The following is a 17,584-nucleotide window of genomic DNA, read 5'->3' as shown; positions in this document are numbered from 1 at the left end:
GAGCGGCAGTATGCGCACCAAGGCCAAGATCTCCGCAGCCGTGCTCGGCCTCACGACCGCCGGAGCCTTCGTGCTCTCCACCGGCGGCGCCAGCAGCCACGGCTACACCGACCTGCCCATCAGCCGGCAGAAGCTCTGCAACAACGGAACCGTCGCCAACTGCGGCGACATCCAGTGGGAGCCGCAGAGCGTCGAGGGCCCGAAGGGCTTCCCGGCCTCCGGGGCGGCCGACGGACGGCTCTGTTCCGGGAACAACACCCGGTTCAGCCAGCTCGACAGCCCCAAGACCCCCTCGGGCGGCGCCTGGCCGACCACCAAGGTCAACGGCGGCCAGAGCTACACCTTCCGCTGGCAGTTCACGGCCATGCACGCCACGACGGACTTCAAGTACTACGTGACCAAGCAGGGCTGGAACCAGAACCACGCCCTGACCCGCGCCGACCTCAACACGACCCCGTTCCTGACCGTGCCCTACGGCGGACAGCGCCCGCCGGCCACCCTCAGCCACAGCGGCACCCTCCCCACCGGACTGAGCGGCCACCACGTCATCCTCGCGGTCTGGACGATCGCCGACACGGGCAACGCGTTCTACGCCTGCTCCGACGTCACGTTCTGAGCGTCGATCCGGGCGTTCCCCGATCTGAGCATTCCCTGAGCCACCGGACCGGTCGGCGTGGGTAGATTCCCCCCACGCCGGCCGATCACGGCGGCGCCGGAGTTCGGGGGATCTCATGGAAGCGATGTTCTACGTCGTGCCGCTGCTCATGATCGGCCTCGCGGTCTTCATGCTGACCAGAGTCGTCCGCCGTGCCCGGGAGGTACGCAGCGCCTGGGGCAGCGGACTCACGGCCGAGGCGCGGTGTCTGCGGACGTACACCACAACCAGCGGCGGCGGGGAGACCACGGTGAGCACGACGCTGCACCACGTGTACGAGTTCACCACGCGTGACGGCCGCAGCGTCCGCTTCGAGGAGACCAACGGACCCGCGACCGTCGTCGACGGTGACATCGTCACCGTGCATTACGCGGCGGAGCGGCCGGAGCGGGCGACGGCCCACGCCCCGGCACGCGGGAAGCTCGCGGCGGAATCGGGCTGCCTGGTGGCTTTCCTGGGCGTCTTCATCACCGGCTGCGTGATCTTCATGGTCGTCGTCCACGTGTTCTTCTCGGCGGCGGACGGTTTCCTGCCGTAGACGCGAAAAGGGCCCCTCGTGATCACGAGAGGCCCTTCAACTGTGCGCCGCCAGGGACTCGAACCCCGGACCCGCTGATTAAGAGTCAGCTGCTCTAACCAACTGAGCTAGCGGCGCATGACTCCCGCCGTCCGCTTCCCGCGGCCGGCGACGAAGAAAATACTACCTGGTCCTCGGGGGTGCTACGACCACCCCGGAGGCCGGAGGCGCCGGGATGGCCCGAAGGCCGCCGGCGCCCCGGAGCGGCCCCTACAGCACGGCGCTCAGGAACTCCCGGGTGCGCTCGTGGTCGGGGTCGCCGAAGAGCTTCTCCGGCGGCCCGGACTCGATCACCCGGCCCGAGTCGAACATCAGCACCTGGTCGGAGATGTCCCGGGCGAAGTTCATCTCGTGGGTCACGCACAGCAGCGTGATGTCGGTGGTGTGCGCGATCTCCCTGAGCAGGTCCAGCACACCGGCCACCAGCTCCGGGTCCAGGGCCGAGGTCACCTCGTCGAGGAGCAGGATCTCCGGCCGCATGGCGAGCGCCCGGGCGATCGCGACCCGCTGCTGCTGGCCGCCGGACAGCTGCGACGGATGGGCGTCGGTCCTGTCCGCCAGCCCGACGAGGTCGAGGAGTTCACGGGCCCGCTCCTCCGCCTCCTCGCGGCCGAGCCCGAGCACGTTGACGGGCGCCTCCGTGATGTTCTGGAGCACCCTCATGTTCGGGAACAGGTTGAACTGCTGGAAGACCATCCCGATCTTCCTGCGGATCCGGCGCAGGTGCTTCTCGTTCGCCGGGTGCAGGGTCCCGTCCGGGCCGGGCATGTGGGACAGCGGCTCGCCGTCCACGTGGATCACGCCGTCGCTGACGCGCTCGAGCGTCATCAGCAGCCGCAGGATGGTCGTCTTCCCCGAGCCGCTCGGCCCGATCAGCGTCACGTGCTCACCGCGCTGGACGGCGAAGTCCAGCCGGTCGAGCACGACGTGATCGCCGAAGCGCTTGACCACCTGGTCGAAGCGGACCAGATCCGCGGGCGGCGCGTCCGGAGTCGCGTTCTCGGGCGCCTGCGGCGGCGTCTTGTGCAGAGGGTCAGTGGCCAAGGCGCTTCTCCAGCTTTCTCATCAGAAGCGAGGTCGGGTAGCTTGCCGCCAGGAAGAACAGGCCCGCGAGGGTGAACGTCTCGGCGTAGGTGAAGTGGTCCGCGCCGTACTCACGGGCCTTGGCGACCATCTCCTGGACCGTGATGACGGCCAGGAACGGGGTCTCCTTGAACATCGAGATGCCGTAGTTGCCCAGCGCCGGCAGCACCTTGCGCACCGCCTGCGGCAGGATCACCGCCTGCCAGGTGCGGCGCGGCGACATGGACAGCGCCCGGCACGCCTCCCACTGGCCCTTCGGCACGGCGTCGATGCCCGCCCGGTACACCTCCGACAGGTAGGAGGCGTAGTGGATGCCGAGCACCGCGACGCCGATGGTCAGCGGGTCCACCGTGTTGAAGACCGCGTAGGCGCCGACCAGCTGCACCAGCAGCGGGGTGGACCGGACGAACTCGGTGACCACCCGCACCGGCACGGTGACCAGCCGGCTCGGCACCCGTCCGGCCACGGCCACGAGCAGGCCGAGGACGGCGGCCACCGCGGTGCCGAGGACCGTGGCCAGCAGCGTGGTCAGAAAGCCGTGCCACAGCAGCGGCAGCGAGTCTCGGACCGCGCCCCAGTCCCATTCGTAACTCACGACGCACCTCCTGCCATCTCGGGCTCGCGCGCCGATTCGGCGCCGCGGCGGCGCAGCAGGGCGCGGCGGTCCGTGTGCAGGCCGAGCCGGGACTTGGCGTGCCGTTCCAGGGCGTTCATCAGCAGGGTCAGCGCGTAGGCGAGGACGAAGTAGATCACCAGCAGGGTCAGATAGGCCCATGTGGTCGCGCCGGTGCGGTCACGCATCTGCTGGACCACCGTCGTCAGGTCGGCCGCGGAGATCAGCCACAGCAGCGGGGTGCACTTCAGCAGCTGGATCAGCAGGTTCGTGAACGAGGGGATCATCTGCACCCACGCCTGCGGCAGGATCACCCGGCGCATGCGCTGCGACGGCGTCATGTTCAGCGCGACGGCGGCTTCCCACTGCGCCTTGGGCACGGCGTTCAGCGCGCCGCGCACCACCTCGGAGCCGTAGGCGCCGTAGTTCATGCCGAACGCCACCACACCGCAGAACAGCGGCGACAGCTCGTACCCGGACAGCAGCGGGAACGCGTAGTACAGCCAGAACAGCTGGACGTACAGCGAGGTGCCGCGGAGGAACTCCACGACCACCCGGGAGACGCCGCGCGCGAGCAGGAGCCGGCTGTTGGCCGCGAAGCCGAACACGAAGGACAGGGCGAGCGCGACGGCCGAGCCGAGGACCGTGGCCTCGACCGTCACAAGCAGCCCCGACCACACGCTGGAGAGGTGGTCGAAGAAGTACGTGTAGAAGTCACCCATGGACAGGCGTCCCCGTCAGCCCTTGCACAGGTCGGCGGTCTTCAGGCCCGCCGGCGGGATCGTGTCCTTGCCGAACCCGTACTCCCCGACGAGCCGCACATACCGGCCCGGATCCGAGGTGATCTTCTTCAGCTGCTCGTCGAAGGCGTCCCGGAGCTCCTCGCTGCCCTTGCGGAAGACGGCGCCGCCCGGGCTGTACTGCTTCACACCGTCGACCACCGGCACGAACGAGCCGGTGACCTCCACCTTCGGGTTGGTCCTGGCCAGCCAGCGCAGCGAGATGCCCGTCAGCACGAAGGCGTCGATCCTGCCCTGCGCGACCGCGTCGGCGCCGTCCTGCGGTTTCTGCAGTGTCCGTATGCCGCTCTCGGAGATCCCGGCGGCGGTGACGTAGCCCTTCTCCACCGCGCCCGACATCACGCCGACGGTCGCCCCGGCCGACTTGGCGGAGGCGAGGTCGGTCAGGTTCTTCGGGTTGCCCTTCCTCACCATCATCGCGGTGGGCGAGACGAACTCGGGCTCGGAGAACAGGGCCTTTCGGCAGCGCTCCGGGATGATGGCCATGCCCGCACTGATCACGTCGTACTTGCCGGCCTGGAGTCCGGGGATCAGACCGTCCCACTCGGAGAAGGTCGGCTTCAGCTCGTCCACTCCCAGGGCCTTGAAGATCTCTCTGTGCAGCGTCGGCGCCTCGCCCTTGAGCTGCCCGCCCTCCTCGAAGCCGTACGGGGCCTCGTTGGCGTAGGCCACCTTCACATAGCCCTGCTTCTTCAGCTGTTCCAGCTTCGAGCCCTTGCCGTCGCCGCTGTCCGTCCTGCTGCACGCGGCCAGCAGCCCGGGGACGGTGAGCATGCCGCCCACGGCCGCCGTCCTGGTCAGAAAGCCCCGGCGGGACAGGTTCGGGAACTCGGACATGGACACTCACCCTCCAGGAGGGCCTCGTCGGCTCGGGCCCTTCGCAGACAGTGGTGGCGCCTGCCCTCTCTCCGTGGTCCATGCGGGTGGACTTGGGGATGTGATCCAACGGTGTCCGGAGGGATATCGTTCCGTGTCCGGGTGGAGCGGCGCGGGGCGGGTGTGAACTCCCGCGCCTTCGGGCAGACGGCCCCTCAGAAGCTGCGAGGAGGCGCCATGGCGGAACGCCACGTCGAAGTCGCGCTGGAGAAGCGCGGAATCCGATGCACGGCACGGCTGCTGGACGACCGGGCGCCGCGCACCTGCGCCGCGGTCTGGGACGCGCTCCCGCTGAGCGGGGACGTCTACCACGCGAAGTACGCGCGCAACGAGATCTACGCGCTCTTCGCGCCGTTCGCCCGGGCGGAGCCACCGCTGGAGAATCCGACGGTCACTCCGATCCCGGGCGATCTGTGCTACTTCTCGTTCGCCGGCACCGAACTGGGCACGCAGGCCTACGGCTACGACCGCGTACCCGCCGCCGGGCCGACGGTCGTGGACCTCGCCCTGTTCTACGAGCGCAACAACCTCCTGCTCAACGGGGACGTCGGCTGGGTGCCCGGCATCGTCTGGGGCCGGATCACCGAGGGCCTGGACGCCATGGCCCAGGCCTGCAACGACCTGTGGCGCTCCGGCGCGGCGGGGGAGACCCTCAGCTTCCGGCGGGCGTGAGCCGGTTCGCCACCCCCGCGTCGTACAGGGCGTGGGCCGCTCGCAGCACCAGGTCGTCGCGGTGTCGCGCGGCCACGATCTGGAGGCCGACCGGCAGACCGTCCTCGTCCCTGCCCACGGGCACGGACGCCGCGGGCTGCTGGGTCATGTTGAACGGGTACGTGAACGGAGTCCACCCGGTCCAGCGCCGGTGCCCCGAACCCTTCGGCACCTCCACGCCCGCCTCGAACGCCGTGATCGGCAGGGTGGGCGTGACCAGCAGGTCGTAGCTCCGGTGGAAGTGGCCCATGACACGGCCGAGTTCCATGCGGACGTCCACGGCGGCCAGGTAGTCCAGCGCCGACAGCCGGGCGCCGGCCGCGCAGATCTCCCGCAGCCCCGGGTCGAGCAACTCCCGCCGCTGGGGCCCCAGGTGCTGGACGACACGGGCGGCGCCGCTGAACCACAGGGTGTGGAAGGCCTCCACCGGGTCGGCGAAGTCGGGGTCGCTCTCGGTGACGTACGCGCCGAGCTCCGCCAGCTCCGCCACCGCCCGGCGCACAGCCCTGGCGACCGCCGGCCGCACCGGCACCTGGCCGCCCAGGGACGGCGAGTAGGCGACCCGCAGCCCCCGTACCCCGCCGGCCAGTGCCTCCGTGAACGAGCCCGGGGCCGGGCCGAGCGCCGACCAGTCCCGCGCGTCGGGCACGCCGATCACGTCGAGCAGCAGCGCCGCGTCCGCCGCGTCCCGGGTCATCGGACCCACGTGCGACAGCGTGCCGAAGGCGCTGGGCGGATACAGCGGGACCCGGCCGTACGTCGGCTTCAGGCCGAAGATCCCGCACATCGCGGCCGGGATGCGCACACTGCCGCCGCCGTCCGTGCCCAGCGACAGCGGCCCCGCGCCGAGCGCCACGGCCGCCGCGCTGCCGCCGCTGGATCCGCCGGCGGTGCGGGCCGGGTCGCGGGGGTTGCGGGTGACGCCGGTCAGGGGGGAGTCCGTGACGCCCTTCCAGCCGAACTCGGGGGTCGTGGTCTTGCCGAGGAAGACCGCGCCGTGCTCGCGCAGCCGGGCCACCGAGGGGGCGTCCTCGTCCCAACGGCCCTCCTCCGCCACGGTCCTGGAACCGCGCAGGGTCGGGTGGCCGCGCAGCAGCAGGATGTCCTTGACGGTGACCGGCACCCCGTCCAGCAGCCCCGACGGGCTTCCGCGCCGCCACCGGTCCTCCGACTCCCGGGCCCGCGCCAGGGCGTCCTCGGCGGTGATCCGGACGAACGCGTTCACCTCCGGCTGGATCCGCTCGGCCCGGTCCAGGGCCGCCCGGGTGGCCTCCACGGGGCTGAACTCGCCCTTGCGGTAGCCGTCGAGCAGTTCTCCCGCGGTCAGCTCGGTGAGCTCGGTCATCGCGCCTCCAGACAGGGGTCAGTGTCCCGGTACGTATCCGCGCCGTTTGTCGACGACGTTCGGCAGCGGCTCGCCCGCCTCCCAGTGGCCGTACAGATCGACGAACTGGGCCGCCAGTTCGTCCCGCCAGCCGACCGTGTCACCGCTCATGTGCGGGGACACGACCAGGCCCGGCACTCGCCACAACGGGCTGTCGGGGGCGAGCGGTTCGTCCTGGAAGACGTCCAGGGCGGCGCCCGCGATCCAGCGGTCCGTGAGCGCCCGGACGAGCGCCTCCTCGTCGACGAGCTGCCCCCGGCCGACGTTGACGAAGCGCGCCGAGGGCTGCATGAGGCCGAACCGGCGGGCGTCGAACATGCCGCGGGTCTCCTCGGTCAGCGGGGCCGCCGCGATCACCCAGTCGGCGCGGGCGACGAGCCGGTCCAGGTCCTCCGGACCGTGCACTCCGGCGCGCGCGGCGCGGCCGACGACCGCCGCCCGCACTCCCAGCGCGCCGAGCGTGCGGGCGATCGCCCGGCCGATCGGCCCGGAGCCCACGACACACGCGCGCGTACCGGACACCCGCTGCGACTCGCGGTGCCGCCACCGCCCCTCGCGCTGGAAGTCCAGGGTCCGCGGCAGGTCCTTGGCCATGGCGAGGACGAGCGCGGCGACGTACTCGGCGATCGGTTCGTCGAACACGCCCCGCGCATTGGTCACCACCGTGCCGGACGCCGCGATCTCGGGACACATCAGATGGTCCACGCCCGCACTCGCCGTGTGCACCCAGCGGGGCCGCGGCCCCTCGCCCGGCCACGCCTCCCGCACCGCGGTGGAGGTGAAGTCCCACACGAGCAGCACGTCCGCCTCGGGAAGCCGCGCGGCCAGCCCGGCCGCGTCCGTGCGCACGATCCGGGCGCGGCCGGTGAGCCGGCCCAGACGCGGCGGCGGATCGGCGTCCAGGACGAGCAGGACGGGGACACTCATGGCGAGCCGTTTCTCGTAAGGGGCGGCCGTCTGACGTGCACGGATTGACCACGCTCGCACCCGAACCTACCTTCGTCAACACGGGCGCCCGTACGGACGGTTGCTCTCTGCTGCCCCACCGTGTCGTTCACCTGCCGTCAGTGCCGCCCTTCCGTCTCCCTCACGTGAGGCAGGTGTCTGCCATGGACGCCACGAACGACATGAACGGCATGGGGATCTCCTTCCTCGGCGGCCCGTGCCCGCAGCGCGGAGTCGGGGTCGTCGCCCCCTTCGACTTCGCGCTGGACCGCGAGCTGTGGCGGTGGGTGCCGGACGAGGTCTCGCTGCACCTGACCCGGACGCCGTTCGTGCCGGTGGAGGTGAGCCTGGACCTGGCGCGGCTGGTCAGCGAGCACCAGACGCTCGACGCCGCGGTGCGCACCCTGACCGCCGTCGCGCCCGAGGTCGTCGCCTACGCCTGCGCCTCGGGCAGCTTCGTCGGCGGGATCGCCGGCGAGCGCGCGATGTGCGCGGCGATGACACAGGCGGGCGCGGTGGCCGCGGTGACCACCTCCGGGGCGCTGCTGGAGGCGCTCGCGGAGCTCGGCACCCGGCGGGTGGCGCTGGTGACCCCGTACACGGTGTCCTTGACGCGTTCGCTCCAGGACTACCTGGCCGAGGCCGGCGTCACCGTCACCGGGTGCGCGTACATGGGGCTGACCCGGCACATCTGGAAGGTGCCGTACCGCGGGGTGGTCGACATGGCCCGCAGGGCCGCGCGCCGCAACCACCCGCAGGCGCTGTTCCTGTCCTGCACGAACCTGCCGACCTACGACGTGATCCCGCAGCTGGAGGCCGAACTGCGCATACCGGTGATCTCGGCCAACCAGGTCACGATGTGGGCTGCGCTGCGCCGACTGGGTACCCGAACGGTGGGCCCCTACCAGGCGCTGCCGGCCGGTGTGCCTCCCGCGCCGCCCAGGCCGCGGCACCATGACGGCGGCGCCTGGCCCGTACTGTCCGACGAACAGCAGGAAGGCAGGCCATGACCGCACTCGGATTCCTCTACCCGGGCCACTCCGCAGAGGACGACTATCCGCGCATCGAGCAGCTCCTGGGCAGTGACATCCGGGTGGACCTGGTCCACACCGACATCGGCGAGGACGCGCACCGCGCGGACGCGCTGTACGAGATGGGCTCGCCCGAGCGGCTCGCGCAGGGCGTGCAGGGGCTGCGGCTGTCCGGCGTGGAGGCGGTGGTGTGGGCGTGCACCAGCGGCAGCTTCGTACGCGGCTGGCAGGGCGCGCACGAGCAGGTCCGCGCGCTGGCCCGGGCGGCGGGCATGCCGGCCTCCTCCACCTCCTTCGCCTTCGTGCACGCGGCGGCCGAGATCCACGCCCACCGGGTCGCGGTCGCCGCGACCTACCCGAAGGACGTCACCGGCCTGTTCACGGACTTCCTGCGCGCCGGGAAGGTGGAGGTGGCCGCCGCCCGCAGCGCCGGGATCATCACCGCGGCCGAGGTGGGCACCTGGGGCGAGGCGGAGATCCTGGCCCTGGCGCGGGAGGCGGACGTCCCCGAGGCGGACGCGGTCCTGCTGCCCGACACCGCCCTGCACACGGCGTCCCACCTGCCCGCCCTGGAGAAGCACCTCGGCAAGCCCGTCCTCACGGCGAACCAGGTGACCGTCTGGGAGGCGCTGCGGCTCACCGACCGCCGGGTCAACGCGCCCGCTCTGGGCACGCTGTTCACGCGGGAGCCGATCGTCCAGGTGTGACACCGGCGCGGTTGCGGTCCCCGTCGCGCGGGCGGACGCTGGAAGTGTCCGGCGGTGCAGCGAGAACGCCCGGGGCCCGGGACGACCGACGCCCCCGCCTGCCTTTGTCATCCCCCTGGTTGGTGTCCCCCGGCAACGGCCCGTGGTCGCCGCCGTCGTCCAGCGTTCGACGCGGAGGTGACCCAGGTGAAAGCCGTCGTCTACGACAAGCCCTTCAACGTCACGGTGAAGGACGTCGACGATCCCCGGATCCAGCACCCGAACGATGTGATCGTACGGGTCACATCCACCGCGATCTGCGGTTCCGACCTGCACATGTACGAGGGCCGCACGGCCGCCAAGGCGGGAATCGTCTTCGGCCACGAGAACCTCGGCGTCGTCGAGGAGGTCGGCGACGGCGTGACGTCGCTGTCCCAGGGCGACCGCGTCGTGATGCCGTTCAACGTGGCCTGCGGGTTCTGCAAGAACTGCCTCGCCGGGAAGACCGGGTTCTGTCTGACGGTGAACCCCGGCTTCGCGGGAGGCGCCTACGGATACGTGGCGATGGGCCCCTACACCGGCGGCCAGGCCGAGCGGCTGAGGGTGCCGTTCGCCGACTTCAACTGTCTGAAGCTGCCGCCGGGCGACGAGTTCGAGACCGACTTCGTGCTGCTCGCCGACATCTTCCCGACCGGCTACCACGGCTGCGAACTCGCCAAGGTGTCGCCCGGCGAGTCCGTCGCCGTCTTCGGCGCCGGACCGGTGGGTCTGATGGCCGCCTACTCGGCGCTGCTGCGCGGCGCGTCGATGGTGTTCACGGTCGACCGGGTGCCCGAGCGGCTCGCCAAGGCGGAGGAGATCGGGGCCATTCCCATCGACTTCACCAAGGGCGACCCGGCCGAACAGATCATGGAGATGACCAACGGCGAGGGCACCGACAAGGGTGTGGACGCCGTCGGCTACCAGGCCCAGTCGCACAAGGACGTCAGTCACGAGGAGCCCGCCGTCGTCCTCAACACGCTCGTCGAGACGGTACGGCCCACCGGTCTGCTCGGCATACCGGGGCTGTACGTGCCCTCCGACCCGGGCGGACCCGACGAGCACGCCAAGCACGGCCAGCTGCTGGTCTCCATCGGCAAGATGTTCGAGAAGGGCCAGCAGATGGGCACCGGCCAGTGCAACGTGAAGCAGTACAACCGGCAGCTGCGCGATCTGATCATCGCCGGGCGCGCCAAGCCCAGCTTCGTGGTCTCCCACGAGCTGCCGCTGGACCAGGCGCCCCAGGCGTACGAGAAGTTCGACAAGCGGATCGAGGGCTACACGAAGGTGGTCCTGCACCCGGGCCACGCGCTCGCGGCGTGAACGCGGGCTGAGACGAGCCGTCGCGGCCGGGGCCTTCCGCCCCGGGCCCCGTCCCCTCCCCCGGGGGCCGGGGCGGAGCCCCGCGGCGGCTCCTCTCATGCGAGCAGCGAGACGGGCGGGGGCGGGAAAGGAACAAACGACAGCGGTGCCCTGTTGACGCCGGTCAGGAAAGTGAACGGTCAACCAGCTGGAGGCACCCGTGGCGGGAGACGAGATCAGGGGCACGGCACTCGGGACCGCTCCGGTACCCCTGTCCGTACTGGACCTGGTGACCGTGGGCGCGGGGCACACCGCCACCGACGCGCTGCGCACCAGCGCCGCCCTGTCGAGGACCGCGGAGTCCCGCGGCTACCACCGCTACTGGGTCGCCGAGCACCACTCGATGCCGGGCGTCGCCTCCTCCTCACCGGCCGTGATCCTCGCCCACCTCGCCGCCCACACCGACCGGATCCGCCTCGGCTCCGGCGGCGTCATGCTGCCCAACCACGCCCCGCTGGTCATCGCGGAGCAGTTCGGCACCCTGGAGGCCCTGGCCCCCGGCCGCGTCGACCTGGGTCTCGGCCGCGCCCCCGGCACGGACGGCGCCACCGCCGCCGCCCTGCGCCGCACCGACCTCCCCCAAGCTCTCGGCTCCGCTCGAGCAGGGGGGACCCCCATCGACCGGGGCGCCGACGACTTCCCCCAGCAGCTCGCCGAGCTGATCCGCTTCCTCGACGACGACTTCCCCGACGGCCACCCCTACCGCCGCGTCCACGCCGTGCCCGGCCCGGTCCAGGCGACCTCCCCGGGTGGCGTGCAGTCCCGGCACCGCCCGCCGGTCTGGCTGCTCGGCTCCTCCGGCTTCAGCGCCCGCCTGGCCGGCACGCTCGGCCTGCCGTTCGCCTTCGCCCACCACTTCTCCGCGCAGAACACGGTCCCGGCCCTCGACCTCTACCGCGATTCGTTCCGCCCGAGCGCGGTGCTGGACGCCCCGTACGCCCTCATCGGCGTCGCGGCCCTCGCCACCGAGGAGGAGCGTGAGGCGCGCCGCCAGGTGCTGGCCGCCGCCCTGAACATGGTCCGGCTGCGCACCGGCCGCCCCGGCCTCGTGCCCACCCCGGAGGAGGCGGAGGCATACGAATTCAGCCCGATGGAGCGGGAGTTCGTCGATTCCTGGAACGCCAACGTCGTCCACGGCACCCCCGACGAGGTCCGCTCCGGTCTCGACGACCTGCAAAAGCGCACCGGCGCCGACGAGTTGATGATCACGAGCAACGCGCACAGCGGCGCCGTACGCCTGCGCAGCTACGAACTCATCGCGGACGCCTACGGACTGCCGGCGGACGCCCGGTCACTGTCCGACGACTGAACGGGCCCGGCTCCGGCTCCGGCCGACCGAACGGGCCCGGCTCCGGCTCCGGCCGACCGAACGGGCCCGGCTCCGGCTTCAGACGCGGCCGTCCAGCAGCTCGGAGATGCGGTCGGGCGACACCGGCCGGGAGTACAGCCACCCCTGTCCGGTGTCGCAGCCGATCCGGCGCAGCCTGCTCGCCTGGTCGGACGTCTCCACGCACTCGGCGGTGACGGTCAGTCCCAGCCGGTGGGCGAGCTGGATCATCGCCTCCACGATGACCTCGTCCGCGGGGCTCGGCCGGCTCGCCGCGCCTTCCGGCTCCTCGTGCTGGAACCCCCGTACGAAGGAGCCGTCCAGCTTCAGCGCCGACACCGGCAGGCGGCTGAGGTAGGCGAGGTTGGAGTATCCGGTGCCGAAGTCGTCAATGGCGATGTGCACGCCCATGTCGTTCAGGGACCGCAGGGCCTCGAGCGGCCGCCCGGCCGAGCCCATCACGGCCGACTCCGTCAGCTCCAGCTGGAGCAGGTGCGGCGCCAGCCCGGTCCGGGCGAGCACTTCGGCCACGTCCGCGACCAGGTCGGAGTCCCACACCTGCCGGACGGCCACGTTGACGCTGACGAAGATCGGCGGCTCGTCCGGGTGGTCCAGCTGCCAGCGGCGGGCCTGGTGGCAGGCGGTGGCCAGGATCCAGCGGCCCAGCGGCACGATCGAGCCGTCCTCCTCCGCCAGCGCGATGAACCGATTCGGCGTCAGCGTGCCGAACTCCGGGTGCCGCCAGCGGACGAGGGCCTCGACCCCGCGCAGCCGCCCGTCCTCCATGCCGACCAGCGGCTGGTACTCCAGGGCGAACTCGCCGCGCTCGACGGCCGCGCGCAGCGTGGAGACCAGGGCCTGACGGGTCATGCGGTGCGCGTTGCGCTCGGGGTCGAACAGGGTCCAGCGGGCCTTGCCGTCCGCCTTCGCCCAGTACAGCGTCGTGTCGGCGGCCTGCATCAGCGCGGTGGCCGACGATCCGGCCGCGTGCCGCTCGACCACGCCGATGGACGCCGACACCGACAGGAGCCGGCCGGCGACCTCGAAGGGTTCCTGGAGGGCCGAGAGCACCGACTCGGCCAGCTCCGCGAGCTGCTCGGTGCCGGTCGAGTCCTCGACGAGCAGCGCGAACTCGTCGCCGCCCAGCCTGGCCACCAGCGGTGTGCTCGTCCGGCCGTGGCCGGCCTCGTCGGCGCACCGGGTCAGCCGTTCGGCCACCGCGGTGAGCAGCCGGTCGCCGACGCGGTGGCCGAGGGTGTCGTTGACCGCCTTGAAGCCGTCGAGGTCCAGGTAGCACAGGCCGACCCGGCCGCTCCCGCCGTGCTCGTACGATTCCGTCTCCAGCGCGGCCGACAGGCGCTCGAAGAACAGGGTGCGGTTGGGCAGCCGGGTCACCGGGTCGTGGTTCTTCAAGTGCCGCAGCCGGGCCTGGAGTTCGCGCCGGGCGCTGATGTCGGCCACGGACAGCAGCACGCCCGGGGAGCCGGGGGTCAGGGGTGCGACCGTGACCTGGACCCACAGCCGGTGGCCGTCGGGGTGCTTGAGCCGGCGGGCGCAGCGCAGCCGGGCCTGCCGGCCGCGCAGCACCTCGCCGTAGGCGTGCCGGGTGCGGGCGTCGGAGGCCAGGTCCACCAGATCGGCGGCGGGCTGACCGGCCAGCTCGTCGGGGCCGGCGCCGAGGAGCGCGCCGAAGGTCTCGTTGGCGCTGACGACCAGGCCCTCGTGGTCGACGACGGCCATCGCCAGCGGCGCCGCGGAGAACGCGGACCGGAAGGGGCGCTCGGCCCCGGTGTTCGGGCCGGGGTCCGCGGCGGCGTTCAGGGCGGGGTTCGGAGCGGCGTTCAGGAGGGAGTCCGGGGTGGAGTCCGGGGCCGGTTCCAGGACGGGTTGAGGGGCCGGTTCCAGGACGGATTCGGATGCCGGTTCCGGAATGGGTTCCGGGGCTGATTCCCGGGCGGGTACCGGGGTGGTGCAGGCCGGTGGTGGTGCGGACCCGAGCAGGTCCATGACGGCGGGCACGGATTCGGCCAGGACGGTGAATCGGGGGGCGGCGGGGGCCGGTTCCGCCATCGGGGTGAGGCCGGGGACGGGAAGGAACTCGGCGGGACCGGCCGCGGAGGGCGCGGGCGCGGTGGGGGCGACGGCCCGCTCGGCGGCGGCGGCCGTGACCGGGTCGGTACCCGGAGACCTCGCGGCATCACTCTCTGTGACAGTAGGTCTGATGGGGTCTGCCGCGGGCGTCGGCCCTTCGGACGTTCCGCTCACCGCTCGCTCCCGCAATGCACTCGGTTCTTCTCATCGGTCTCGTCGGGTGGCCGGCCGGGTGGTGGACGGCGGCGCGGCCCGTGTCCGCGCAGGAAAGTGCAGGGAAAGTGTGTCGATCATAGATGCCGTCGGCGAACCCCTTCCAGCCACTCGCCGGTCCCGCGCGGCGACCGGCCGTTCGCTCGGATCGTTTCCGATCACACCTGGACGGGTCCTTTATATGGCTGACCACTTGTGACGTTCCGTGAGTGGATCGGGGATGTCGTATCCCCGGACCCGCGCCGGACCGTCCTGTCGTGAACTCGTGTCCCTCACCCTTCCGGTGCAGACAAACAGGGCGTACCCCTACAAACTCCCACAGGCTGGGTGCGGTGTCCCGCGAACCGCCCCGGAGGTCCCTGTGCCGTGTCAGCTGCCCCTGAAGGCGCTCGGCCACGACGTCCTCAGGGCGCTGAACCAGGCCGGGGTGCGCCCCAGGCTGCGCAGCACCGCGGCCGTGTTCACCACCATGTCGGCGGTCGCCGCCACCTCGATCCTGGGCGGGCCGTCGGTCGCCGATCCGTTCTCCACCGCGCCCTGCGCCCTGCAACGCACGGACGCCCACCACTCGGAGGGACTGGACACCTGGAACCCTTCCTATGTACAGCCGACCGGGACGCTGAACGCCGTCATGGTGTTCCTGTCCTTCCCGGACTCCACTCCGCACACCACCCCGGCCGAACTCACCGCCGACCACTTCCCGGCCACCGGCCGGTACTTCGAACAGGCGTCGTACGGCAGGTTCACCCTGCGCCCCCACCCGCTGCGGCGCTGGACCCGGATGCCGCGCCCGTCCACCGCGTACGCCATGCACCGGGACTGGAACGCCCGGGACCGCACCGCGTATCTGCACGACGCGCTCGCCGCGGCCGACCCCGAGGTCGACTTCTCGCGCTACGACATCGTCTACTTCGTCGCCGACCCGGACGCGCCCGGCGTCGACTCGGACGCGACGAAGGTCGTGAATCTGGACACCCCGCTGCGAGCCGACGGCAAGGAGATCCGGCGGGTGGTGACGGTCTTCGAACGGCACCCGCCGGACCGGCTTGTGCTCGCCCACGAGTCCGGGCACGTCTTCGACCTGCCCGACCTGTACCACCGGCCCGCGGACGGCAAGGGCGACTGGGACACCTACGTCGGGGACTGGGACCTGATGGGCAGCCAGTTCGGCCTCTCGCCCGACCTGTTCGCCTGGCACAAGTGGAAGCTCGGGTGGCTGGACCCGCGCCAGGTGACCTGTGTGCGACGGGGGCCGACCCGGCTGACCCTGGAACCGGTGGAGGTGGGACCGGCGGGTGCGGGTTCGTCGATGACGGCCACCGCCGGGTCGCCGCTGTTCGGGCTCGGCAGCGGAACGAAGCTGGTGGTGGTGCGCACCGGGAGCGACAGTGTGCTGGCCATCGAGGCGCGGGCGTCGGTCGGCAACGACGTGACCGGGTGCCGGCAGGGGGTGCTGGTGTACCGGGTGCGCAGCGGGGCGGAGTCCGGTGGCGGCCCGGTCGAGGTGATCGACGCCCATCCGCACACCGAGGCCTGCGAGGAGACCTCGGTCCAGCCCGCCCTCGCCGACGCCCCGATCGACGTGGGGGAGAGCTTCACCGTGCCGGGCGACGGGGTCCGGGTGGAGGTGGAGAACCGTACGGCGTCCGGCGCGTACACCATCAAGATCACCACGGTGTGACGCCGGTCGCGCACAAACAGCGATGGCGAGACCGGTTCGCTCTCCGCGATCCTGTCTCGCCATCGTCATCGTGCGCCGCCAGGGACTCGAACCCCGGACCCGCTGATTAAGAGTCAGCTGCTCTAACCAACTGAGCTAGCGGCGCCTGCTGACGTCGTAGACCTTAGCATCCTGGCCGCTGGGAGGAAAAATCGATATCCGCACCGCCGCGCGGGCCGCCCGCACGGCCGCCCAGAGCATGATCTCCGGGCCCGGCAGCCAGGGGTGGCGGGTGTCCGGAGCGACGAGCCAGCGGGAGGCCGGCCGTGCGGGCGGGGCGTCGTCGGACAGGGCCGGAAGGGTCACCGCGTCGCCCTTGCCGTGGCACAGCAGGGGCGGGATGCCGTCCTTGAGGCCGGCCTCCCTGCCCCGGGACCCCCACTCCTCCCACTCCAGCAGCGAGGGCAGCCGGTGCGCGGTCCCCGGCGCGGCGAAGAGCAGCATCCGTCCCCGGTGGACGGCCACCGGGCCCGACCCCGGGCCCTCGTCCCACAGCCGGTCCAGCATCCGGCGGCCGAAGACCGCGGGCACGTTCACCATGTCGAAGGCGGTGCCGCAGGGCAGTACGAGCGGTGCGTCCGGCCGCTCCCGCCAGAGGGCGAGCGTGCTGCGGGGATACGCGCCCGCCGAGGCCAGCCAGGCGGCACCGTCCGCGGTGACGCCCGAGGCGTCGGAGCGGCGGCCTGCCCACTGGTCGGGGTGGTCGACGAAGGGTTCGTTCCCTGTGCGGCTCATGGCGGACATGTCTACCCGCTGTGAACGGGTGATTCCACAGGGTTGCGGGAAACCGGGACGCGGAAGGGCGGGTCGGAGTATCTTACGCGCTCGGCATATGCCAGAGCCGGGGGAAGCGCGAGGCGCGGGGGGTCAGACGGGGTCGGCCGGGTTGGCGTGCACGCCGTCCTCGGCTCCGCTCAGCAGATCCCGCCCGAACTCCACCATCTTCTTGGCGTAGTCCTCGGTCCAGTCCGCCCGCTCGGCGATGGCCGCCGGGGTCAGCCGGTCGAAGCGCCGCGGATCGGCGAGCTGCGCCGCCGCGATCGCCTGGAACTCCACCGCCCGGTCGGCCGCCGCACGGAACGCGAGCGTCAGCTCCGTCGCCCGCGCGAGCAGCGCCCGTGGATCGTCGATCGACTCCAGGTCGAAGAAGTGCTCGGGGTCGGCGGCCGCCTCGGCCGGCTCGAAGAGCAGGGGCGCGGGGCGCAGCCGCGGATCGTCACGACGCGGCGTTGGCTCCGCCATGTCTCGACCTCCTCGTACGGTTCGGATGACACCGCCCTGTGAAAGGGCCACCCTCCATTGTCTCCCGCGAACGCAAGGGGGCGGGGGCAGCCCGCCCCGACCCACCCGTCAACTCCTCGGCACAGCCAGGCCACCGGCGACCGTGCCGACGCTCCTGGCACGCCAGGCCACTCGGTGTTCTCGCAGGTGGGCCAGTACCGCGTGGTTGGCCTCCCAGCCGTCCGGGCTC

17 protein-coding genes and 2 tRNA genes are annotated in these 17,584 nt (G+C 71.8%); 8 read left to right on the top strand and 11 right to left on the bottom strand.

From position 1 onward, the window contains the following. Window positions 1–10: 10 nt before the first annotated feature. Window positions 11–616, top strand: a complete 606-nt coding sequence (locus ACFY3J_RS02570; RefSeq protein ID WP_384179306.1) for a lytic polysaccharide monooxygenase — start codon at window positions 11–13, stop codon at window positions 614–616. Window positions 617–731: 115 nt separating this feature from the next. Continuing rightward, window positions 732–1,193: a DUF3592 domain-containing protein gene (locus tag ACFY3J_RS02565; RefSeq protein ID WP_384179304.1), complete on the top strand. Its 462-nt coding sequence runs from the start codon at window positions 732–734 to the stop codon at window positions 1,191–1,193. A 43-nt stretch (window positions 1,194–1,236) separates the two neighbouring features. On the opposite strand, the gene ACFY3J_RS02560 is transcribed toward ACFY3J_RS02565, so the two are convergent. The 5 genes from ACFY3J_RS02560 to ehuB form a co-directional block, all read right to left on the bottom strand. Then, a tRNA-Lys gene (locus ACFY3J_RS02560) sits at window positions 1,237–1,310 on the bottom strand. 132 nt (window positions 1,311–1,442) lie between these two features. Beyond that, a complete protein-coding gene (gene ehuA / locus ACFY3J_RS02555) occupies window positions 1,443–2,276 on the bottom strand; it encodes an ectoine/hydroxyectoine ABC transporter ATP-binding protein EhuA (RefSeq protein ID WP_384179302.1) in 834 nt (277 codons plus the stop codon). Next, window positions 2,266–2,910, bottom strand: coding sequence for an ectoine/hydroxyectoine ABC transporter permease subunit EhuD (ehuD, locus tag ACFY3J_RS02550; RefSeq protein ID WP_390839948.1), 645 nt, complete (start codon window positions 2,908–2,910; stop codon window positions 2,266–2,268). The genes ehuA and ehuD overlap by 11 nt, the downstream gene beginning before the upstream one ends. Continuing rightward, entirely contained in the window at window positions 2,907–3,650 is a 744-nt protein-coding gene (ehuC, locus tag ACFY3J_RS02545) for an ectoine/hydroxyectoine ABC transporter permease subunit EhuC (RefSeq protein WP_390839946.1), read from the bottom strand. The genes ehuD and ehuC overlap by 4 nt, the downstream gene beginning before the upstream one ends. A gap of 15 nt (window positions 3,651–3,665) precedes the next feature. Next, window positions 3,666–4,565, bottom strand: a complete 900-nt coding sequence (gene ehuB, locus ACFY3J_RS02540) for an ectoine/hydroxyectoine ABC transporter substrate-binding protein EhuB (RefSeq protein ID WP_390839944.1) — start codon at window positions 4,563–4,565, stop codon at window positions 3,666–3,668. A gap of 216 nt (window positions 4,566–4,781) precedes the next feature. Between ehuB and ACFY3J_RS02535 the strand changes: the two genes are divergently transcribed. Next, window positions 4,782–5,276 (top strand): DUF3830 family protein, encoded by a 495-nt coding sequence (locus ACFY3J_RS02535; protein WP_384179293.1) that lies wholly within the window; start codon window positions 4,782–4,784, stop codon window positions 5,274–5,276. Here ACFY3J_RS02535 and ACFY3J_RS02530 read toward each other — a convergent pair. Together ACFY3J_RS02530 and ACFY3J_RS02525 are read right to left on the bottom strand one after the other, a co-directional pair. Next, a complete protein-coding gene (locus ACFY3J_RS02530) occupies window positions 5,257–6,660 on the bottom strand; it encodes an amidase (RefSeq protein ID WP_384179291.1) in 1,404 nt (467 codons plus the stop codon). The two genes, ACFY3J_RS02535 and ACFY3J_RS02530, sit on opposite strands and share 20 nt — an antisense overlap. An 18-nt stretch (window positions 6,661–6,678) precedes the next feature. Then, window positions 6,679–7,626, bottom strand: a complete 948-nt coding sequence (locus ACFY3J_RS02525) for a D-2-hydroxyacid dehydrogenase (RefSeq protein WP_390839942.1) — start codon at window positions 7,624–7,626, stop codon at window positions 6,679–6,681. 209 nt (window positions 7,627–7,835) lie between these two features. On the opposite strand from ACFY3J_RS02525, the gene ACFY3J_RS02520 reads away from it, so the two are divergent. The 4 genes from ACFY3J_RS02520 to ACFY3J_RS02505 all read left to right on the top strand — a co-directional run bounded on the left by ACFY3J_RS02520 (window position 7,836) and on the right by ACFY3J_RS02505 (window position 12,071). Then, window positions 7,836–8,654, top strand: coding sequence for a decarboxylase (locus tag ACFY3J_RS02520; protein WP_384179633.1), 819 nt, complete (start codon window positions 7,836–7,838; stop codon window positions 8,652–8,654). After that, a complete protein-coding gene (locus ACFY3J_RS02515) occupies window positions 8,651–9,382 on the top strand; it encodes an aspartate/glutamate racemase family protein (protein ID WP_384179287.1) in 732 nt (243 codons plus the stop codon). Before ACFY3J_RS02520 ends, ACFY3J_RS02515 begins: the two co-directional genes overlap by 4 nt. A 186-nt stretch (window positions 9,383–9,568) precedes the next feature. Beyond that, window positions 9,569–10,723 (top strand): glutathione-independent formaldehyde dehydrogenase, encoded by a 1,155-nt coding sequence (locus ACFY3J_RS02510; RefSeq protein ID WP_384179285.1) that lies wholly within the window; start codon window positions 9,569–9,571, stop codon window positions 10,721–10,723. Window positions 10,724–10,922: 199 nt separating this feature from the next. Beyond that, entirely contained in the window at window positions 10,923–12,071 is a 1,149-nt protein-coding gene (locus tag ACFY3J_RS02505; RefSeq protein ID WP_384179283.1) for an LLM class flavin-dependent oxidoreductase, read from the top strand. A 78-nt stretch (window positions 12,072–12,149) separates the two neighbouring features. Here ACFY3J_RS02505 and ACFY3J_RS02500 read toward each other — a convergent pair whose 3' ends face one another. Then, window positions 12,150–14,096: an EAL domain-containing protein gene (locus ACFY3J_RS02500; RefSeq protein WP_390840001.1), complete on the bottom strand. Its 1,947-nt coding sequence runs from the start codon at window positions 14,094–14,096 to the stop codon at window positions 12,150–12,152. 658 nt (window positions 14,097–14,754) lie between these two features. Here ACFY3J_RS02500 and ACFY3J_RS02495 point away from each other — a divergent pair. Continuing rightward, window positions 14,755–16,074, top strand: coding sequence for a M6 family metalloprotease domain-containing protein (locus ACFY3J_RS02495; RefSeq protein WP_384179280.1), 1,320 nt, complete (start codon window positions 14,755–14,757; stop codon window positions 16,072–16,074). Window positions 16,075–16,145: 71 nt separating this feature from the next. Here the strand turns inward: ACFY3J_RS02495 and ACFY3J_RS02490 are convergent. The 3 genes from ACFY3J_RS02490 to ACFY3J_RS02480 form a co-directional block, all read right to left on the bottom strand. Continuing rightward, window positions 16,146–16,219: transfer RNA gene (locus ACFY3J_RS02490), tRNA-Lys, on the bottom strand. Next, complete coding sequence (locus ACFY3J_RS02485) at window positions 16,210–16,848, bottom strand: bifunctional DNA primase/polymerase (RefSeq protein ID WP_384179278.1); 639 nt, start codon at window positions 16,846–16,848, stop codon at window positions 16,210–16,212. The genes ACFY3J_RS02490 and ACFY3J_RS02485 overlap by 10 nt, the downstream gene beginning before the upstream one ends. A gap of 132 nt (window positions 16,849–16,980) precedes the next feature. Continuing rightward, on the bottom strand, window positions 16,981–17,355 hold the full coding sequence (locus ACFY3J_RS02480) for a hypothetical protein (protein WP_384179276.1): 375 nt from the start codon (window positions 17,353–17,355) through the stop codon (window positions 16,981–16,983). Window positions 17,356–17,584: the final 229 nt, after the last annotated feature.

This window comes from Streptomyces sp. NPDC001231 (assembly GCF_042896885.1).
Classification (GTDB): domain Bacteria; phylum Actinomycetota; class Actinomycetes; order Streptomycetales; family Streptomycetaceae; genus Streptomyces.
The sequence above is the reverse complement of the archived record's forward strand: the minus strand, read 5'-3'. Positions and strand labels throughout refer to the sequence as shown.